An 18,041-nucleotide genomic window follows, 5' to 3' on the forward strand; every position below is an offset into this window, starting at 1 on the left:
GCATGAATCATCAAGAAGTAAATGCGAAACAAATGAAAAGCTTAACGCTCGCTTATATGGGGGATGTTGTCTATGAACAATATGTTCGGGAACATCTTATTCGAAGCGGAAGCATTAAGCCACAGCAGCTTCATCAGGCTGCTGTGAAATTTGTTTCTGCAAAATCCCAAGCACACGTATTGAGAAAATGGTTTGAGGAAGATCAACTTTCTGATGAAGAACAAGCAGTTGTTCGTAGAGGTCGTAATGCAAAATCTGGCTCTATACCTAAAAACACGGATGTACAGACGTATAAATACAGCACAGCATTTGAAGCATTATTGGGATATCATTACCTTTCTGGAAACGAAGAGAGGCTTTATCAATTGGTTGGTCATGCCATTCAAATTGTAGAGGAGGGAAATCAACATGAGTGAGGAATGGGTAATTGGTAAAAATGCCGTACAAGAATCGTTAAAATCTGGACGAGCTATAAATAAAATTATGGTATCTGAGCATTTGCAACGTAAGGCAAGTCAGAACATCCATCAGCTTGCAAAAGAAAAAGGGATACAAGTGCAACAAGTACCTCGAAAAAAGTTAGATCAACTAGTAGATGGTAACCACCAAGGTGTAATAGCATCTGTTGCTGCTTATACGTATAGCGAAATAGATGACATCTTTAAAAAAGCAGAAGAGCAAGGTGAGGCGCCTTTTCTCTTAATTCTTGATGAGATTGAAGACCCACACAATCTTGGTTCCATCTTACGAACAGCTGATGCTGCGGGTGTACATGGTGTAGTCATTCCGAAGCGACGCTCTGTCGGCTTAACAACGACTGTAGCCAAAACATCTACAGGAGCAATAGAATATATACCCGTTGTTCGTGTGACCAATTTATCCAGAACAATTGAAGAACTAAAAGAAGAACATGTATGGGTGGTTGGTACAGATGCAACTGGTGAAGAGGATTATCGTCAGCTTCAGGGGGATATGCCTATTGCGCTTGTCATTGGTAGTGAAGGAAAAGGAATTAGTCGCTTAGTAAAAGAAAAATGTGATTGGACTGTTCGTTTACCGATGGCTGGTCATGTTACGTCTCTGAATGCATCCGTCTCCGCTAGTTTATTGATGTATGAAGTGTTCCGAAAACGCCACCCATTAGGGGAATAAGCATGGATGTTCTAATTGTAGATGGCTACAACATTATTGGAGATTGGCCGGAACTCCAAGCACTTCGCAACAAAGACCTTGGTCAAGCCCGTGATTTACTGATTGATAAGTTAGCTGAATATAAAGCTTATTCAGGTGATCGAGTTATTGTTGTATTTGATGCTCACATGGTACGCGGGATCGAAAAGAAAGATAAGAATCACAAAGTGGAAGTCGTTTACACGAGAGAGAATGAAACAGCAGATGAACGTATTGAAAAATTAACACAAGAAGTTAAAAATGTTCGAAACCAAGTTTATGTAGCAACATCTGATTATACAGAACAGAGGACTATCTTTGGACAAGGTGCTTTGCGTAAATCAGCCAGGGAACTCCGTATTGAAGTAAATAATATAGAAAAAGAGATAGAAAAAGAATTAGAATCTCAAAAACAGGTTCAATATAAACCGAAAATTCCGATAAAAAAGGAAGTACTAGACGTTTTTGAAAAGTGGCGAAGAGGTGAAAAGTAGCAACATGCGCTGTTGACGCTTTTGAAACGCTTACTGTATAATATTTCTATATCCAGGGAAGTACGGTCGGGGGGAATCCTTACGTGAGCATCGGACAATTGGAGACGGACATCACGGACTTAGAAAATCTAGCTGATGAGGATATTGTTGAATTTGTGCACAAAGGAGATAGTCGCGCACTTGAACATTTGATTAATAAATACAAAAATTTTGTGCGTGCTAAGGCTCGAACATATTTTCTCATCGGGGCAGATCGAGAAGATATTGTGCAAGAAGGCATGATTGGACTATATAAGGCGATACGGGACTATCAAGAGGACAAGCTCTCTTCGTTTAAAGCCTTCGCCGAACTATGTGTCACCCGCCAAATTATTACTGCAATTAAAACGGCCACAAGACAAAAACATATTCCACTCAACTCATACGTTTCTTTAGACAAGCCCATTTATGATGAAGAATCCGATCGCACGTTGCTTGATGTGATCTCGGGTGCCAAAGCATTAGATCCAGAAGAATTAATTTTGAACCGCGAACGATTTGGCGATATGGAATTAAAAATGTCTGAATTGTTAAGTGATTTAGAGCAAAAGGTCCTGACACGTTATTTAGATGGACAATCCTATCAAGAGATTTCAAAAGAGTTAAACCGACATGTAAAATCCATTGATAATGCTCTACAGAGGGTGAAAAGAAAGCTTGAACGCTACTTAGAAGTAAGTGAAATCACATTGTAAAGACAGCGTTGACACGGTTTTGAGAGCATGATACAGTAATGAAAGTTATGAACCCTGATAAGGGGAGAGAGAAGTATGAGTAAGAAAATCGTCTTAGCATGCATCGAGTGCTTGAGCCGAAATTATACCACTGATAAAAATGCTACTACTCAATCTGAACGACTCGAAGCTCGAAAATTTTGTAAAAAATGCGGTAAACATACCCTACATCGGGAGACAAAATAAAAGACGAAGCCGTTTTTGGTGAAAGTTTGGGGGTACCATCATTGTTTAAATTTCTTAAAAATGTATCTCGAGAGATGCAAAAAGTTAGTTGGCCAAAAGGCAACGAATTGACTAAGTACACAATCACTGTTTTGACAACAGTAGCATTTGTAGCTGTCTTTTTCGCAGCCATAGACCAAGGAATTTCAATGATTCTGGAATTATTTTTCGAATAAAGCACTGATCTTTATGTTATAATGATACTAAATATGCTTCATGCTCAAAAACCCGTTCTACGGGTTTTTTCATGTGGTTAAAAAATCTAAGTATACGACAAGGGAGGGAAGGGCAACCATTTGTCCTAACACTATGGAAAAAAGATGGTATGTCGTTCACACCTATTCTGGTTATGAGAATAAGGTAAAAAAGAATTTAGAAAAACGTGTGGACTCAATGGGAATGGAAGATAAGATTTTCCGTGTTCTAGTTCCAGAAGATGAAGAAACGGAAATTAAAAACGGAAAAAGAAAGACAGTAAACAAAAAAACGTTCCCGGGTTATGTTATAGCTGAAATGGTTATGACAGATGATTCATGGTATGTTGTGCGCAACACACCTGGAGTAACTGGATTCGTTGGATCAACTGGATCAGGGTCCAAGCCAATCCCTCTCTTACCAGAAGAAGTTGAGGCAGTGCTGAAACGCATGGGTATGGATGAGCCTGTTCATGACATTGACTTTGAAGTAAAAGAAAGCGTCACTGTAACAGATGGTCCGTTTGCAAACTTTACTGGTACAATTGAGCATATTGACTTGGACAAGCAGAAGGTAAAAGTTCACGTCAACATGTTTGGTCGTGAAACACCAGTCGAGCTAGAGTTCTCTCAAATAGAAAAATTATAAGAATCCCCCTTGCATTCTTTTTGTCATAATGATAGAATTTTTATGTTCTTTATGCCTCGAGCAAAGAGGATTCATGTTATATGAAAAGAGTGGGAGGGGTTAACCCCCAGTAACCACATCACGGACTTAAGGAGGTGTGTCTCGTGGCTAAAAAAGTAGTTAAAGTTGTAAAACTTCAAATCCCTGCAGGTAAAGCAAACCCAGCACCACCAGTAGGACCAGCACTTGGTCAAGCAGGTGTTAACATTATGGGTTTCTGTAAGGAATTTAACGCTCGTACAGCAGATCAAGCTGGCATGATCATTCCGGTAGAAATCACGGTTTTTGAAGACCGTTCATTTACATTTGTTACTAAAACTCCACCTGCTGCTGTTCTTCTTAAAGAAGCAGCTGGAATTAAATCCGGTTCAGGTGAACCAAATCGTAACAAAGTTGCCACAATCAATCGTGACAAAGTACGTGAGATTGCGGAAACGAAAATGCCTGACCTTAACGCTGCTGACGTAGATGCAGCTGTGCGTATGGTTGAAGGTACAGCGCGCAGCATGGGAATCATTGTCGAAGACTAATCCCACAGCGGCTCAGGATTGAGAGAAGGTTGCGAGCATGGGGATTTCCATATCGCAACCTTTATTCGTGGGAGGTAAAACCGTTAAAACCACAATTAGGAGGATGTAAAAAATGGCAAAACGAAGCAAACGTTATGAAGACCTTTTAAAATTAGTTGATAAATCAAAAGCTTATGAACCAAAAGAAGCTGTTGGACTTGTAAAAGAAACTGCTAAAGCTAAGTTTGATGAAACAGTAGAAGCTGCTTTCCGCCTTGGCGTTGACCCTAAGAAAGCTGACCAGCAAATCCGCGGTGCAATGGTATTGCCTCACGGTACTGGTAAATCCCAACGCGTTCTAGTATTCGCAAAGGGAGATAAAGCGAAGGAAGCAGAAGCTGCAGGTGCAGATTTTGTTGGTGAACAAGATCTTATCAACCAAATCAACCAAGGCTGGTTCGACTTCGACGTAGTTGTTGCTACACCAGACATGATGGCGGAGGTAGGTAAGCTTGGTCGCGTACTTGGACCTAAAGGCTTAATGCCAAACCCTAAAACTGGTACAGTAACTTTCGAAGTGGAAAAAGCTGTTAACGAAATCAAAGCCGGTAAAGTTGAATACCGTGTAGATAAAGCAGGAAACATTCACGTACCAATCGGTAAGGTTTCATTCGATACTGATAAGTTAGTAGATAACTTTGACGCAATCACTGAAACTCTTATGAAAGCGAAGCCTCAAGCTTCTAAAGGAACTTACATGCGTAACGCATCTGTTGCGTCTACAATGGGTCCTGGTGTTCGTGTTGATGTTTCTAATTACAAGAAATAATTTGTTGTTGACTTTTCAATAACGATTAGCTATAATTTTTCATGTTGTAAATAAATACGTTATACCGTAGACAGTGGGTGCGATCCGATCGCTTAATTTCCTACCGAGGTGTGTTGATATAAGAGAACGTTGTTCGTTAAACACGTTCTCTCAACCAATGTGCCTCTATGTCTAACCATAGAGGCACTTTTTTTCTCTGAACGGTATGATGAAAAGTCAATAGGAGGTGGGACGATGAGCAGAATCATAGAGCACAAAAAGCAAATTGTGTCTGACATTGCTGAGAAGCTTCAAAATAGTAAATCTACAATCCTAGTCGATTATCGTGGCCTAGATGTAGAAGCTGTTTCAAGCCTTCGCGAACAGTTGCGTGAAGCTGGTGTAGAATTCAAAGTTTACAAAAACACGATGACTCGCCGTGCAACTGCAGAAGCAAACCTTACAGATCTTGATGAAACATTGCAAGGACCAACTGCACTTGCTTTCAGTGCGGACGATGCAGTAGCTCCTGCGAAAATCATCAATAACTTTGCTAAGGAAAACAATAACCTTGAGATCAAAGGTGGCGTAGTTGAAGGTTATGTAGCTTCCCTTGAACAAATCAAGGAACTTGCAGAACTTCCAAACCACGAAGGTCTTGTATCTATGCTACTATCTGTACTTCAAGCACCAATGCGCAACTTCGCGCTTGCTACGAAGGCAGTGGCGGAACAAAAAGAAGAACAGGGCGCTTAATAGCCTGACGTTTTCGGTCATATAAACTAAAAACAAAAATTCTAAGGAGGATTTATCATGACTAAAGAACAAATCATCGACGCGATTAAAGAAATGAACGTTCTTGAACTTAACGATCTTGTAAAAGCAATTGAAGAAGAATTTGGAGTAACTGCTGCTGCACCTGTAGCTGTAGCTGGCGGAGGCGGCGAAGAAGCTGCTGAAGAGCAAACTGAATTTGACGTAATCCTAGAAGACGCTGGTTCTTCTAAGATTAAAGTTGTTAAAGCAGTTCGTGAAATCACTGGTCTTGGTCTTAAAGATGCTAAAGATCTAGTTGACAACACTCCAAAACCAATCAAAGAAGGCGTTTCTAAAGAAGAAGCTGAAGAAATGAAAACTCAGCTTGAAGAAACTGGCGCTAAGATCGAACTTAAGTAAAACAAAAGTACAACACAAAGCTCGCTGTTCATCGGCGAGCTTTGCTATTGTTATGACTTTAAAATAATGGTGAGGAAGCTTTTTGGATAATGCACCAAGGGTCTAGCAACAAAAGTGATCGTCACCGTTTTCATAAATTTGAGTGGGTAGGTGTAAGGGATGGCTGAACATTACTTTTCAAAAAATCCCGGATCGAAGAGTACTCCGAAACAATGGTCCTTTACGTTAAGAGGGAAAGACCTAAATCTTAGCACGGATCAAGGAGTATTTTCTAAAAATGAAGTAGATTTTGGTTCGAGAACATTAATTGAATCTTTCGAAGAACCGAGTGTAGACGGAGAATTTCTTGATCTAGGCTGTGGTTACGGTCCGATTGGTATATCCCTTGCAAAGGATTTTCCTAATCGTAACATTGTTATGGTGGATGTGAATGAACGTGCGATAGAGCTTTCAGAACTGAACGCCGAACAAAATGGTGCGACCAATGTAGAAATCCTGCAAAGCGATCGTTTCCAGGCACTCGAAGGTCGTTCTTTTGCCTCAATACTAACCAACCCGCCTATACGTGCTGGAAAAAAGACAGTTCATGATATGTTGGAGGAGAGCTTTCATCATCTTCTTCCGTCAGGCGAATTGTGGGTTGTTATGCAAAAGAAACAAGGAGCGCCATCTGCTCAAAAATTGTTACAAGATTTATTTGGTCATGTTGACGTAGTAAAACGAAATAAAGGCTATTACATTCTTAAAGCAAAAAAGTTTGACTCGGTATTTTCTGTGTGATAACATTGAAAAATGCCAATGTGTCACTTTTGACATTGTCAAGAGGAATTTTTACTTTTTACGTATATTTCATTTCTCGTCGGCAAGACTGGTAAAATCGAATGAAATGATGAAGAAATGTGGTTTTTATAAACCCTTTTTTTCTTTTTGTCTAACGTTAGAGAAAACGAAAACTTTTTTACAATTACATTCGCTTCGGTGAATGTATAATATACCTTTAACTCGCATAGTGGTCAAGATCTTTTCTGTGTGAGTCAGTTCGACATGTCTTTTGTGTCGAACGATTTTTTCTTTATTAAAATGCTTGATTTGAGGGGTGAATCAGTTGACAGGTCAACTAGTTCAGTATGGACGACATGCCCAACGCAGAAGTTATGCGCGCATCAATGAAGTGTTAGACTTACCAAATCTAATCGAAATTCAGACCGCTTCTTATGATTGGTTCTTAGAAGAAGGTTTGAAAGAAATGTTTAAGGACATTTCTCCAATCGAAGACTTTACAGGGAATCTTTCTCTTGAGTTTGTGGATTACACATTAGGAGAGCCAAAGTACCCTGTAGATGAATCTAAAGAGCGAGATGTCACCTATTCCGCTCCTCTTCGCGTAAAAGTTCGCTTGCTTAACAAGGAAACTGGCGAAGTGAAAGAGCAAGAAGTGTTTATGGGTGATTTCCCATTAATGACGGACACTGGTACTTTCATTATTAATGGTGCAGAACGTGTAATCGTTTCGCAGCTTGTTCGTTCACCAAGTGTGTACTTCAGCCCGAAGGTAGATAAGAACGGGAAGAAAGGGTACACAGCTACCGTTATTCCAAACCGCGGAGCTTGGTTAGAATTTGAAACAGATGCAAAGGATGTTGCGCACGTACGTATTGACCGTACTCGCAAACTTCCAATTACAGTTCTTTTACGTGCTTTAGGGTTTGGTACAGACCAGGAAATCATTGATCTAATTGGTGAAAATGAATTCCTTAAAAACACGCTAGAAAAAGATAATACGGAAAATAGCGAAAAAGCTCTATTAGAAATTTATGAGCGACTTCGCCCTGGTGAGCCACCAACCGTAGAAAATGCGAAGAGCTTATTAGTCTCTCGTTTCTTTGATCCAAAGCGCTATGACCTTGCACACGTTGGTCGTTATAAGATTAATAAGAAACTTCATATTAAAAACCGTCTCTTCAACCAAGTGCTAGCAGAAACACTAGTAGATCCTGAAACAGGTGAAGTGTTAGCTAATGAAGGCGATAAGTTAGATCGTCGCTTGTTAGATAAGGTTCTACCATATCTATCTGGCCAAGACGAAAACCTTGGTGAAGCTGACATTGAACCACAAGATGGGGTTTTAGATGAACCTATCAGAATTCAATCGGTTAAAATTATCGACCCAACTGATCCAGAAGGCGAAAAAACGCTTAATGTTATTAGTAATGGTGATGTTGATAATGATACGAAGAATATCACGCCGGCTGACATTCTATCAGCAGTAAGTTATTTCTTTAACTTATTACATGATGTTGGTGGAACAGATGACATTGACCACTTAGGTAACCGTCGTCTTCGTTCTGTAGGTGAATTACTTCAAAATCAATTCCGTATTGGTTTATCTCGTATGGAACGTGTTGTTCGTGAGCGTATGTCTATTCAAGACACAGCTTCAATCACGCCACAACAACTAATCAACATTCGTCCGGTAATCGCATCGATTAAAGAGTTCTTTGGTAGCTCACAGCTATCCCAGTTCATGGATCAGACGAACCCGCTTGCAGAATTAACGCATAAGCGTCGTCTATCTGCACTAGGACCTGGTGGTTTAACGCGTGAACGTGCTGGTTTCGAAGTTCGTGACGTACACTACTCTCACTATGGTCGTATGTGTCCGATCGAAACGCCGGAAGGACCGAACATCGGCTTGATTAACTCTCTATCAAGTTATGCAAAGGTTAATAAATTTGGTTTCATAGAAACACCTTTCCGTCGCGTAGATCCTGAGACGAACAAAGTAACACCGCAAATCGACTATCTTACAGCTGACGAAGAGGACAACTATGTTGTTGCTCAGGCTAACGCCAAGCTAGAAGAAGATGGATCCTTTACAGATGATGAAGTTATTGCTCGTTTCCGTGGTGAAAACACGGCTGTAAAACGTGACCGTGTCGATTACATTGACGTTTCTCCGAAGCAGGTTGTATCTGCTGCGACTGCATGTATTCCGTTCTTAGAGAACGATGACTCCAACCGTTCCCTAATGGGTGCGAACATGCAACGTCAGGCAGTACCATTGATGGAACCGGAATCTCCAACTGTAGGTACAGGAATGGAGTACGTTTCTGGTAAAGACTCAGGTGCTGCTGTTCTTGCGCGTCATGAAGGAATTGTAGAACGTGTAGATGCGAAAGAAGTACTTGTTCGTCGCATCTCTGAAGTAGATGGCAAAGAGGTACAAGGTGACCTTGATCGCTATCGTTTACAGAAATTTATCCGTTCCAACCAAGGAACTTGTTATAATCAGAAGCCAATTGTCAGCACGGGCGATCGTGTTGAAAAAGGTGAAATTTTAGCTGATGGTCCATCGATGGAAAAAGGTGAGCTTGCTCTAGGTAAAAACCCACTTGTAGCATTTATGACATGGGATGGGTATAACTACGAGGATGCCATCATCATGAGCGAACGTCTTGTAAAAGATGATGTTTACACATCTATTCATGTTGAAGAATATGAATCAGAAGCTCGTGATACAAAGTTAGGACCAGAAGAAATCACACGTGATATTCCAAACGTAGGTGAAGAGGCTCTTAAGAACCTTGATGATCGCGGAATCATCCGTGTTGGTGCAGAAGTAACGGATGGAGACCTACTTGTAGGTAAAGTAACGCCTAAAGGTGTAACAGAACTATCAGCAGAAGAACGTCTATTACACGCTATCTTTGGTGAAAAAGCACGGGAGGTTCGTGACACTTCCTTACGCGTTCCACACGGAGCTGGCGGAATTGTTCTAGATGTGAAGATCTTCAACCGTGAAGATGGCGACGAACTTCCTCCAGGAGTAAATCAACTTGTACGTGTTTATATCGTACAAAAGCGTAAGATCTCTGAAGGGGATAAAATGGCTGGACGTCACGGTAACAAGGGTGTTATCTCTCGTATTTTACCTGAAGAAGACATGCCTTATTTACCAGACGGAACACCAGTAGATGTCATGTTAAACCCTCTCGGTGTACCTTCTCGTATGAACATTGGTCAGGTACTTGAAATGCACCTTGGTATGGCAGCTCGAGAGCTAGGTATCAAAGTAGCAACACCAGTATTTGATGGTGCTCGTGAGGAAGATGTTTGGGAAACACTTGAAGAAGCTGGAATGGCAAGAGACGCGAAAACAGTCCTTTACGACGGACGTACGGGTGAGCCATTCGATAACCGTGTATCAGTAGGTGTCATGTATATGATTAAACTTGCTCACATGGTTGATGACAAGCTTCACGCTCGTTCAACTGGACCATATTCACTTGTTACGCAACAGCCGTTGGGTGGTAAAGCTCAATTCGGTGGACAGCGTTTTGGTGAGATGGAGGTATGGGCACTTGAAGCATATGGTGCTGCTTATACACTACAAGAAATCCTTACAGTTAAATCGGATGACGTAGTTGGACGTGTGAAAACGTATGAATCGATCGTTAAAGGATCAAATGTTCCAGAACCTGGCGTACCTGAATCCTTCAAAGTATTAATTAAGGAGCTTCAGAGCTTAGGTATGGATGTTAAGATGCTATCCTCTGACGAGTCAGAAATCGAAATGCGTGATATCGAAGAAGAAGAAACACAATCCGCTGAAAACCTTAGCATTGAGGAAGCTGAAAAAAACGTTGAATAATAGCGTTTTGGTACAAGATTCATTGTTTAAGGTAGAACCTGGATACTATAAGGGAGGTAGGCCCCTTGCTAGATGTTAATAATTTTGAATATATGAAGATAGGTTTAGCTTCTCCAGATAAGATCCGCTCATGGTCTTATGGTGAGGTTAAAAAACCAGAAACGATTAATTATCGTACGTTAAAGCCTGAAAAAGATGGATTGTTCTGTGAACGTATCTTTGGACCTACAAAGGATTGGGAATGTCATTGTGGGAAGTACAAACGAGTTCGTTATAAAGGGATCGTTTGTGACCGCTGTGGCGTTGAAGTAACAAAGGCGAAAGTTCGCCGTGAGCGTATGGGGCACTTAGAGTTAGCTGCCCCTGTCTCTCACATCTGGTACTTCAAAGGTATTCCAAGTCGTATGGGTCTTGTTCTAGATATGTCTCCACGTGCTCTAGAAGAAGTTATTTACTTTGCTGCTTACGTGGTAACAGATACAGGCGATACAGCACTTGAGAAAAAGCAGCTGCTTTCTGAAAAAGAATACCGTACGTATCGAGAAAAATATGGTAACACATTCCACGCTGCAATGGGTGCTGAAGCAATTCGTAAACTTCTTCAAGGTATTGATCTTGAAGGGGAAGTAGAAACGTTAAAAGAAGAGCTGAAAACAGCACAAGGTCAACGTCGTACTCGTGCTATTAAGCGCTTAGAAGTATTAGAGTCGTTCCGTGGTTCAGGAAATGACCCATCTTGGATGATCCTTGATGTGCTTCCTGTAATCCCACCTGAATTACGTCCAATGGTTCAGTTAGATGGTGGGCGTTTTGCGACATCTGACCTAAATGATTTATATCGTCGTGTGATTAATCGAAATAACCGTTTGAAACGCTTGTTAGACCTAGGAGCTCCTACGATTATCGTTCAAAACGAAAAACGTATGCTTCAAGAAGCAGTTGACGCACTAATAGACAATGGTCGTCGTGGTCGTCCTGTAACGGGGCCAGGTAACCGTCCATTGAAATCTCTTTCTCATATGCTGAAAGGTAAACAAGGACGTTTCCGTCAGAACCTTCTTGGTAAACGTGTTGACTACTCCGGTCGTTCCGTAATCGTAGTTGGACCAAGCTTGAAGATGTATCAAGTAGGTTTACCAAAAGAAATGGCTTTAGAATTATTTAAACCATTTGTAATGAGAGAACTTGTAGACCGAGGTCTTGCTCATAATATTAAATCAGCTAAACGCAAGATCGAGCGCATTCACCCAGAAGTATGGGATGTTCTAGAAGATGTTATTAAAGAACACCCAGTGCTATTAAACCGTGCGCCTACCTTGCACCGTTTAGGAATCCAGGCGTTTGAACCAACATTGGTTGAAGGGCGCGCAATTCGTCTTCACCCACTTGTATGTACAGCATATAACGCGGACTTTGACGGTGACCAAATGGCCGTACACGTTCCGTTATCAGCTGAAGCACAAGCAGAAGCTCGTATTCTTATGCTTGCTGCCCAGAACATCCTGAATCCTAAAGATGGTAAACCAGTTGTTACACCTTCACAGGATATGGTATTAGGTAACTATTACCTAACTCTTGAGCGTGAAGATGCAATTGGTGAAGGTAAAGTCTTTAAGGATACTGAAGAAGCTTTAATTGCTTATCAAAATGGTTATGTTCACCTACACACTCGTGTAGCTGTATATGCTGGATCGTTACAAAACCAGACATTTAGTCAAGAACAAAATGAACAACTTCTACTTACAACTGTAGGTAAGTTGATTTTCAATGAAATACTTCCTGAATCGTTCCCTTATATCAATGAACCGACACAGGAGAACTTAGAAAAAGCTACTCCAGAAATGTACTTCATTCCAAGAGGGACAGACGTTAAGGAAGAAATTAAAAAGCGTGATATTGTAGCACCATTCAAGAAAGGTATCCTAGGAGATATCATTGCAGAAGTGTTCAAACGCTTTAAGATCAGTGAAACATCTAAGATGCTTGACCGCATGAAGGATCTAGGTTTTGCTTACTCCACGAAGGCTGGTATTACAGTAGGTGTATCTGACATCGTTGTATTACCTGAAAAACAAAAGATTCTTGATGAAGCACAAGAAAAAGTCGACAAAGTTATGAAGCAATTCCGTCGTGGTTTAATCACGGATGACGAACGTTATGACCGTGTAATTGCGATTTGGTCTGCGGCTAAAGATGACATTCAAGAGCGTTTGATGAAATCCTTAGACCCAACCAACCCAATTTACATGATGAGTGACTCTGGTGCCCGTGGTAACGCGTCAAACTTCACTCAGCTTGCAGGTATGCGTGGTCTGATGGCGAACCCATCTGGTAAGATCATCGAACTACCGATCAAATCTAGCTTCCGTGAAGGTCTTACAGTACTTGAGTACTTTATTTCCACACACGGTGCTCGTAAAGGTCTAGCCGATACAGCCCTGAAAACAGCTGACTCAGGTTACCTGACACGTCGTCTTGTTGACGTTGCTCAAGATGTTATTGTCCGTGAAGATGATTGTGGAACAGACCGCGGTCTAGAAGTAGAGTCTCTAACTGAAGGGACAGAAATGATTGAGCCATTAATCGATCGTCTAATTGGACGTATTGCGTTCAAGACAGTTCGCCACCCAGAATCAGGTGAAGTAATGGCAAAACGTAATGAATTAATAACTGAAGATAAAGCAAAACAAATTGTTGATGCTGGTGTCGAGAAAGTTGTTATCCGTTCCGTATTCACATGTTCTACACGTCATGGTGTATGTAAGAAGTGTTACGGCCGTAACTTAGCAACTGGTTCTGAAGTAGAAGTAGGAGAAGCTGTAGGAATTATTGCAGCACAATCAATCGGTGAGCCAGGTACACAGCTTACGATGCGTACATTCCACACAGGTGGTGTAGCAGGAGATGACATTACACAAGGTCTTCCACGTATCCAAGAGTTGTTTGAAGCTCGTAATCCGAAAGGTCAGGCTGTAATCAGTGAAATCTACGGTACTGTAGAAGATGTTGCTGAAGTTAAGGATAAGCTTGAAATCACTGTTCAAGGTGAAGTAGAGAAACGTAGCTACACTGCACCTTATGGAGCTCGTATGAAAGTTTCAATTGGCGACTCTGTCATTGCAGGAGATGCTCTAACAGAAGGTTCCATTGATCCAAAAGACCTCCTTAAGATTCAAGGTATGGAAGGTGTAGAAGCTTACCTTCTAAAAGAAGTACAGAAGGTATATCGTATGCAGGGTGTTGAAATCGGTGATAAACACGTAGAGGTTATGGTTCGCCAGATGCTGCGTAAAATCCGAGTGCACGATGCAGGTGATACTGATGTGCTACCAGGTTCCTTACTTGAAATTCACCAATTTAAAGAAGCGAACCAAACAGCATTAGTAGAAGGAGAGCAACCAGCTGTTGGTCGTCCTGTCCTATTAGGTATTACGAAAGCATCCCTTGAAACAGATTCCTTCTTATCTGCAGCGTCCTTCCAGGAGACTACTCGTGTCCTAACAGATGCTGCGATTAAAGGTAAGCGCGATGAGCTTCTTGGCTTGAAAGAGAACGTTATTATTGGTAAGCTTGTTCCGGCTGGTACAGGAATGCCGAGATACCGTAGTATCGAGCCTGCTTCTGACGAATTAACTGAAGATATGAAATCTGCACCAGAGCAACCAGAAGAAATCACACAGTCTTAATTGTGTAATGATAAGGAAGCAAGCGATAAGCAGGGAAGTATCTTGATAAAAAATCACATCACAACGTTGACATACCATCGAGTGAGTGATAATATATTCAAGGTGCTTCCATTTATCCTTGTTACTTTGGAGGATATATTAAATGTCTTATGATAAAGTAGCACAGGCTAAGCCGAATATTGTAATCGGAACTAAGCAAGCCATGAAAGCAATGAAACATGGCAAAGTCAATGAAGTTATCATTGCTGATGATGCTGATCAGCAAGTAACTGTTAAAGTGCTGCGACTCGCTCACGAGTTAGCAACTCCTGTATCGCAAGTTGATTCTAAAGAGAAACTTGGAAGAGCATGTGGTATTGATGTGGGGGCAGCTGTAGTGGCGATAAAGCAATAAAGTTTTGGCGTTATGCATTAAGCATTCGCGAAAGCTTTGTTTTTTGCCTATTTATGAACCACCTGGATGTGTGGTTTTACTAAAGCAACTTTGAAGGGAGGATAATAGAATGCCTACTATTAACCAATTAGTACGTAAAGGACGCGTTTCTAAGACGTCTAAGTCTGACTCACCAGCATTGAATAAAGGTTACAATAGCTTCAAAAAGCAATTCACTGACCTTTCTTCTCCACAAAAGCGTGGTGTTTGTACACGTGTTGGTACGCTAACACCAAAGAAACCAAACTCCGCACTTCGTAAATATGCTCGTGTACGTCTTACAAACAGCATTGAGGTAACTGCGTATATTCCTGGTATCGGCCACAACCTACAAGAGCACAGCGTTGTTCTTATCCGTGGCGGTCGTGTAAAGGACTTACCAGGTGTGCGTTATCACATTGTTCGTGGTGCGCTTGATACTGCAGGTGTTGAAGGCCGTATGCAAGGTCGTTCTAAATACGGTACGAAAAAACCTAAAAAATAATGTAAGTTTACTTGCATTTAACTAAGTTTTAACAACGAAAGTATAAACTGAAAGGGGGAGACCATATGCCACGTAAAGGACCAGTACCAAAGCGTGATGTATTGCCGGACCCAATGTACAACTCTAAGCTTGTAACGCGCTTAATCAACCAAATCATGATTGATGGTAAACGCGGAAAAGCACAGAAAATTCTATATAGCGCATTCGAACTTGTTCAAGAGCGTAGCGGTAACGATGCTATGGAAACATTCGAACAAGCACTTAAAAACGTAATGCCAGTACTAGAAGTTAGAGCACGACGTGTAGGTGGATCTAACTATCAGGTACCAGTAGAAGTACGTCCGGAACGTCGTCAAGCACTAGGACTTCGTTGGTTAGTAAACTATTCCCGTCTTCGCGGTGAGAAGACTATGGAAGAGCGTTTAGCTAATGAAATTCTTGATGCAGCGAACAACACTGGCGCAGCTGTTAAGAAGCGCGAAGATGTTCACAAGATGGCTGAAGCGAACAAAGCTTTCGCTCACTATCGTTGGTAATCACAAACAAAATAAACCAAGCAATAGGAAGGAGAAAGATTCATGCCTAGAGAATTCTCCTTGGAAAAGACACGTAATATCGGCATCATGGCTCACATCGATGCCGGTAAAACAACTGCTACAGAGCGTATTCTTTTCTATACAGGACGCATTCACAAAATTGGTGAAACGCACGAAGGTGCTTCCCAAATGGACTGGATGAGCCAGGAGCAGGAGCGCGGAATCACAATCACATCCGCTGCGACTACGGCTCAATGGAAAGACCATCGTATTAACATCATTGATACACCGGGACACGTAGACTTCACAGTAGAGGTTGAACGTTCTCTTCGTGTACTTGATGGTTCTGTGGCTGTACTAGACGCACAGTCTGGTGTAGAACCTCAGACAGAAACAGTATGGCGTCAGGCTACTACTTACGGTGTTCCACGTATTGTTTTCATTAACAAGATGGACAAAGTAGGCGCTGACTTCCTATACTCTACTTCAACTCTAAACGATCGCTTAGGCGCTAACGCTCACCCAATTCAGCTTCCAATCGGTGCTGAGGATGAGTTTGATGGAATTATCGACTTGATCGGAATGCAAGCATTCTATTACATGGATGATCTTGGTACACGCGCAGAAGCTCGTGAGATTCCTGAAGAGTACAAAGAGCAAGCTGATGAGTACCGCAACAAGCTTATCGAAGCTGTTGCAGAATCAGACGAAGAGCTTATGATGCGTTACCTAGAGGGTGAAGAATTTACAAACGAAGAGCTTATGACAGCAATTCGTAAAGCAACTCTTAACGTAGAATTCTACCCAGTATTATGTGGTTCTGCTTTCAAAAACAAAGGTGTTCAACTTCTAATTGATGCGGTAATCGATTACCTACCATCTCCTTTAGATGTACCTCCAATTGAAGGTCACGTACCACGTACTGAAGAAGAAGTTGTTCGTAAAGCGGACGATAATGAACCATTCTCCGCTCTTGCGTTCAAGGTAATGACTGACCCTTACGTTGGTAAGTTGACATTCTTCCGTGTGTATTCCGGTATGCTAAGCTCTGGTTCATACGTTAAGAACTCAACTAAAGATAAGCGTGAGCGTGTAGGTCGTATCCTACAAATGCACGCAAACTCTCGTGAAGAGATCTCTCAAGTATATGCAGGTGATATCGCTGCTGGTGTTGGTCTTAAAGAGACAGCTACAGGTGATACACTATGTGACGAGAAGAGTCTTGTTATCCTTGAGTCCATGGAATTCCCTGAGCCAGTTATCTCAGTTGCGATTGAACCTAAATCAAAAGCTGACCAAGATAAAATGGCTGTAGCACTTGCGAAACTTGCTGAAGAGGATCCAACATTCAAGACTGAAACAAACGTTGAGACTGGACAGACAATTATTTCTGGTATGGGTGAACTTCACCTAGACGTTATCGTTGACCGTCTTAAAGTTGAATTCAAAGTTGAAGCAAACATTGGTAGCCCTCAGGTTGCTTATCGTGAAACATTCCGTGAATCTGCACAGGTTGAAGGGAAGTTCGTACGTCAGTCTGGTGGTCGTGGACAATACGGTCACGTATGGATGGAGTTCGAACCAAACGAAGAAGGTGCTGGCTTCGAATTCCAAAACAAGATTGTTGGTGGTGTAATTCCTAAGGATTACATCAACTCAGTTCAACAAGGTGTCGAAGAAGCTATGGAAAACGGAGTAGTTGCTGGTTATCCACTAATCGATATTAAAGCAACACTATTCGATGGTTCTTACCACGATGTAGACTCCAGTGAAATGGCTTATAAAGTTGCAGCTTCAATGGCTCTTAAAGAAGCGAAAAACAAATGTAAACCTGTTCTTCTTGAACCATTAATGAAGGTTGAAATTGTTATTCCAGAAGAGTACATGGGAGACATCATGGGTGACGTAACTTCACGTCGTGGACGTGTGGATGGTATGGACACTCGTGGTTCTGCTCAGCTTGTAAAAGCATTCGTACCACTTTCTGAAATGTTCGGTTATGCAACAAGCCTACGTTCTAACACGCAAGGTCGCGGAACGTACACAATGCACTTCTCTCACTATGGTGAAGTACCGAAGAGCATTTCTGATGAAATTGTTAAGAAAAATGCTGGTGAATAATTGATTTTTTCATCATCATGAAGTATAACTTGTATTGTAGACGTAGTTGCTTACGAGGTGGCCAACATCTCGTGGGCTTCTATGATATAAATT

General features: G+C 41.5%; 18 protein-coding genes and 1 other annotated feature. All 18 genes read left to right on the forward strand.

The window, feature by feature from the left end; all coding sequences use genetic code 11:
- The first annotated feature begins 2 nt into the window (after positions 1–2).
- The 18 genes from GS400_RS00690 (at position 3) to fusA (ending at position 17,948) form a co-directional block, all read left to right on the forward strand.
- A complete protein-coding gene (locus GS400_RS00690) occupies positions 3–416 on the forward strand; it encodes a Mini-ribonuclease 3 (RefSeq protein WP_160098233.1) in 414 nt (137 codons plus the stop codon).
- Positions 409–1,152 (forward strand): 23S rRNA (guanosine(2251)-2'-O)-methyltransferase RlmB, encoded by a 744-nt coding sequence (gene rlmB / locus GS400_RS00695; protein ID WP_160098235.1) that lies wholly within the window; start codon positions 409–411, stop codon positions 1,150–1,152. The genes GS400_RS00690 and rlmB overlap by 8 nt, the downstream gene beginning before the upstream one ends.
- 2 nt (positions 1,153–1,154) lie before the next feature.
- Positions 1,155–1,664: an NYN domain-containing protein gene (locus GS400_RS00700; RefSeq protein WP_160098237.1), complete on the forward strand. Its 510-nt coding sequence runs from the start codon at positions 1,155–1,157 to the stop codon at positions 1,662–1,664.
- An 83-nt stretch (positions 1,665–1,747) separates the two neighbouring features.
- Positions 1,748–2,398 carry an RNA polymerase sporulation sigma factor SigH gene (gene sigH, locus GS400_RS00705; protein WP_036842073.1) on the forward strand — a complete coding sequence of 217 codons (651 nt, stop codon included), beginning with the start codon at positions 1,748–1,750 and terminating at the stop codon, positions 2,396–2,398.
- Between the two features lie 75 nt (positions 2,399–2,473).
- The gene (rpmG, locus tag GS400_RS00710) at positions 2,474–2,623 is read left to right on the forward strand and encodes a 50S ribosomal protein L33 (RefSeq protein WP_027446554.1); all 150 of its coding nucleotides are present in this window, start codon (positions 2,474–2,476) and stop codon (positions 2,621–2,623) included.
- A gap of 41 nt (positions 2,624–2,664) precedes the next feature.
- Complete coding sequence (gene secE / locus GS400_RS00715) at positions 2,665–2,838, forward strand: preprotein translocase subunit SecE (RefSeq protein WP_160098239.1); 174 nt, start codon at positions 2,665–2,667, stop codon at positions 2,836–2,838.
- Positions 2,839–2,971: 133 nt separating this feature from the next.
- Positions 2,972–3,505, forward strand: a complete 534-nt coding sequence (gene nusG, locus GS400_RS00720) for a transcription termination/antitermination protein NusG (protein ID WP_160098241.1) — start codon at positions 2,972–2,974, stop codon at positions 3,503–3,505.
- Positions 3,506–3,648: 143 nt separating this feature from the next.
- The gene (rplK, locus tag GS400_RS00725) at positions 3,649–4,074 is read left to right on the forward strand and encodes a 50S ribosomal protein L11 (RefSeq protein ID WP_160098243.1); all 426 of its coding nucleotides are present in this window, start codon (positions 3,649–3,651) and stop codon (positions 4,072–4,074) included.
- A 112-nt stretch (positions 4,075–4,186) separates the two neighbouring features.
- Complete coding sequence (rplA, locus tag GS400_RS00730) at positions 4,187–4,882, forward strand: 50S ribosomal protein L1 (RefSeq protein ID WP_160098245.1); 696 nt, start codon at positions 4,187–4,189, stop codon at positions 4,880–4,882.
- Positions 4,883–4,928: 46 nt separating this feature from the next.
- Positions 4,929–5,084: a sequence feature (ribosomal protein L10 leader region), on the forward strand.
- Positions 5,085–5,116: 32 nt separating this feature from the next.
- A complete protein-coding gene (gene rplJ, locus GS400_RS00735; protein WP_027446549.1) occupies positions 5,117–5,617 on the forward strand; it encodes a 50S ribosomal protein L10 in 501 nt (166 codons plus the stop codon).
- Positions 5,618–5,674: 57 nt separating this feature from the next.
- Positions 5,675–6,037 carry a 50S ribosomal protein L7/L12 gene (gene rplL / locus GS400_RS00740; protein WP_160098247.1) on the forward strand — a complete coding sequence of 121 codons (363 nt, stop codon included), beginning with the start codon at positions 5,675–5,677 and terminating at the stop codon, positions 6,035–6,037.
- Positions 6,038–6,196: 159 nt separating this feature from the next.
- On the forward strand, positions 6,197–6,817 hold the full coding sequence (locus GS400_RS00745; RefSeq protein ID WP_160098249.1) for a class I SAM-dependent methyltransferase: 621 nt from the start codon (positions 6,197–6,199) through the stop codon (positions 6,815–6,817).
- A 325-nt stretch (positions 6,818–7,142) separates the two neighbouring features.
- Positions 7,143–10,688 carry a DNA-directed RNA polymerase subunit beta gene (gene rpoB / locus GS400_RS00750; protein ID WP_160098251.1) on the forward strand — a complete coding sequence of 1,182 codons (3,546 nt, stop codon included), beginning with the start codon at positions 7,143–7,145 and terminating at the stop codon, positions 10,686–10,688.
- A gap of 65 nt (positions 10,689–10,753) precedes the next feature.
- Positions 10,754–14,374, forward strand: a complete 3,621-nt coding sequence (gene rpoC, locus GS400_RS00755; protein WP_160098253.1) for a DNA-directed RNA polymerase subunit beta' — start codon at positions 10,754–10,756, stop codon at positions 14,372–14,374.
- Positions 14,375–14,516: 142 nt separating this feature from the next.
- Positions 14,517–14,768 carry a 50S ribosomal protein L7ae-like protein gene (locus tag GS400_RS00760; RefSeq protein ID WP_027446544.1) on the forward strand — a complete coding sequence of 84 codons (252 nt, stop codon included), beginning with the start codon at positions 14,517–14,519 and terminating at the stop codon, positions 14,766–14,768.
- Positions 14,769–14,877: 109 nt separating this feature from the next.
- Positions 14,878–15,291 carry a 30S ribosomal protein S12 gene (gene rpsL, locus GS400_RS00765; protein WP_027446543.1) on the forward strand — a complete coding sequence of 138 codons (414 nt, stop codon included), beginning with the start codon at positions 14,878–14,880 and terminating at the stop codon, positions 15,289–15,291.
- 65 nt (positions 15,292–15,356) lie between these two features.
- The gene (gene rpsG, locus GS400_RS00770) at positions 15,357–15,827 is read left to right on the forward strand and encodes a 30S ribosomal protein S7 (RefSeq protein ID WP_027446542.1); all 471 of its coding nucleotides are present in this window, start codon (positions 15,357–15,359) and stop codon (positions 15,825–15,827) included.
- 42 nt (positions 15,828–15,869) lie between these two features.
- On the forward strand, positions 15,870–17,948 hold the full coding sequence (gene fusA, locus GS400_RS00775; protein WP_160098255.1) for an elongation factor G: 2,079 nt from the start codon (positions 15,870–15,872) through the stop codon (positions 17,946–17,948).
- The last annotated feature ends 93 nt before the right edge of the window (positions 17,949–18,041 follow it).

This window comes from Pontibacillus sp. HMF3514, assembly GCF_009858175.1.
Classification (GTDB): Bacteria; Bacillota; Bacilli; order Bacillales; family BH030062; genus Pontibacillus.